Annotated in this window: 2 protein-coding genes; one reads left to right on the top strand and one right to left on the bottom strand. The window is 54.3% G+C overall.

The window, feature by feature from the left end:
• Positions 1-1,304, bottom strand: a 1,304-nt coding sequence (locus EAE91_RS23380; protein ID WP_244869015.1) for a type VI secretion system Vgr family protein, incomplete at its 3' end; no start/stop codon positions are given.
• Positions 1,305-1,383: 79 nt separating this feature from the next.
• On the opposite strand from EAE91_RS23380, the gene EAE91_RS23375 reads away from it, so the two are divergent.
• The gene (locus tag EAE91_RS23375) at positions 1,384-1,572 is read left to right on the top strand and encodes a hypothetical protein (protein ID WP_214090527.1); all 189 of its coding nucleotides are present in this window, start codon (positions 1,384-1,386) and stop codon (positions 1,570-1,572) included.
• Positions 1,573-1,642: the final 70 nt, after the last annotated feature.

Below are 1,642 nucleotides of genomic sequence, written 5' to 3'. Positions count from 1 at the left end.
CGGGCTAAGCGCACCCACAGGCTTTCACCGCCCAGCGGCCATTCATCCAGATCAAAATCAAATTTGACGCGGTAGCGACCCTTGACGTCGATATGGCCGTAGGCGTCGTTCGGCCAGTTGCTGGTCACCCGCGCCGGAACCGTACCGGCAATCACCGGCCGGTCCCGCAGCGCCGGTCGGTAGCTCAACACTTCGCTGTACGGGACACCGCTAAAACTGACCAGATAGTTGCTGTCACGCCGGGCGCTGCTGTGCATGGCGACAATCAACACCCCCGCTTTGCCCACCGCAGCCGGTCTCTCTCCGTCTAGCTCCAGCACTAAGCCGGGAACCAGCATCGGGGAGGAGCTTTTGCCGCTGATCAGGTGCTGCTGGTACAGGTCGCGCTCGTGATGCAGACGGGCATAAAATCCTGCGGTTTCCGGCACCGGTTGGATCTGGTCCCCCTGCTCAAGAAAGTTATCGCCATAGCGATAGACTTCACCGACCATCGTGGTATCCCGATCCCGGCGGATCTGATATTGCAGATCATTGCCCGCTGCCCGGTAGTTGTAGTCCCGTACCTTCACGCCCTGCGTCACCACCTGATATTCAACGTGCAAATCCCACACCGAATCACGGTCGTTGTGATTCATGCCCGCCGGATCGCGTAACGGTAAACGCACATCGTACTGATAGTTGCGCTGGTTATCCCCGAACCGCACCACTTCAATCCCCAGACGGCCGTCCATCTCGAAGCGATACCAGATCCCCACTTCCGCCAGTATGCGCTGGATAAAGTCCAGATCGCTCTCCTGCCACTGCACCACCAGTTCCCGCTTCGGGTACTCCCGCACCAGCGTGAACAGAAAATCCTGCCCGCGAAATTCATGCCGGTCACGCAGGATCTTTTCCACAATCTCCGGCACTGACTGGTGCTGGTAAATCCCACTGCGTCGGGTGTGGCGCAGCAACGCCAGATAAGGCTCCAGACAGACCCGATAGCGCGTTTCATCCGCCGAGGCGGCAATCCGGTTAAAACGGGTGATGACGCCGTGTACTTTACGCACCTGTTCCGGGTTTTCCGGTGCCTGCAAGATAAACGTGGCTGATTTGTTCAACATCACCGCCGGGTCGATATCCCGGGTCGGGCTGGTGAAATCAATGGTGTAACAATACGGCGCACACAGGCGCTCTTCGCCGGTGAAGCTGAATACGTCCAGTTCAGCGCCACAGCGCCGGACTTCAAGCCGGTAGCGGGCATGACCCGGCAGCACGGCTTTAGCCGCCTGGAGCTGACGGGCGCGAAGCATTTTTCTGTCCATCAATAAGTTTTCCTCGGATATCAGATAAAACGGTCTGTTCACTCAGCATTCAATAAAGAGCCAGCCGTTATAAGCGGTTATGTCAATTCAACTACCGAAAATCCAACCGAATATATTCTCGGTTGTTAACCCTGATAAATTCGGGGAACAGTCAATCGATGCCGGTATTGCCTCATTGAGAGCTAACCAGAATAAAAATAATCGCAAAGGACAGCAACATGCCTTCGAATTAATAGATTCATTAATTTCACACACGATTAATGAATAATTCAATCCTCCCTGCGGGTGCATATTAAAATCAAGTCTTTTTTTATCAAATAGCACAAAATGTTTAATGA

Source organism: Photorhabdus noenieputensis, assembly GCF_018448935.1.
Classification (GTDB): Bacteria; Pseudomonadota; Gammaproteobacteria; order Enterobacterales; family Enterobacteriaceae; genus Photorhabdus; species Photorhabdus noenieputensis.
This window is presented reverse-complemented; position numbering and strand designations above follow the sequence as displayed.

Bases quoted from the DNA above. Each gene is read 5' to 3' on its own strand.
- EAE91_RS23375 (WP_214090527.1), top strand. From the start codon at position 1,384: ATGTCAATTCAACTACCGAAAATCCAACCGAATATATTCTCGGTTGTT.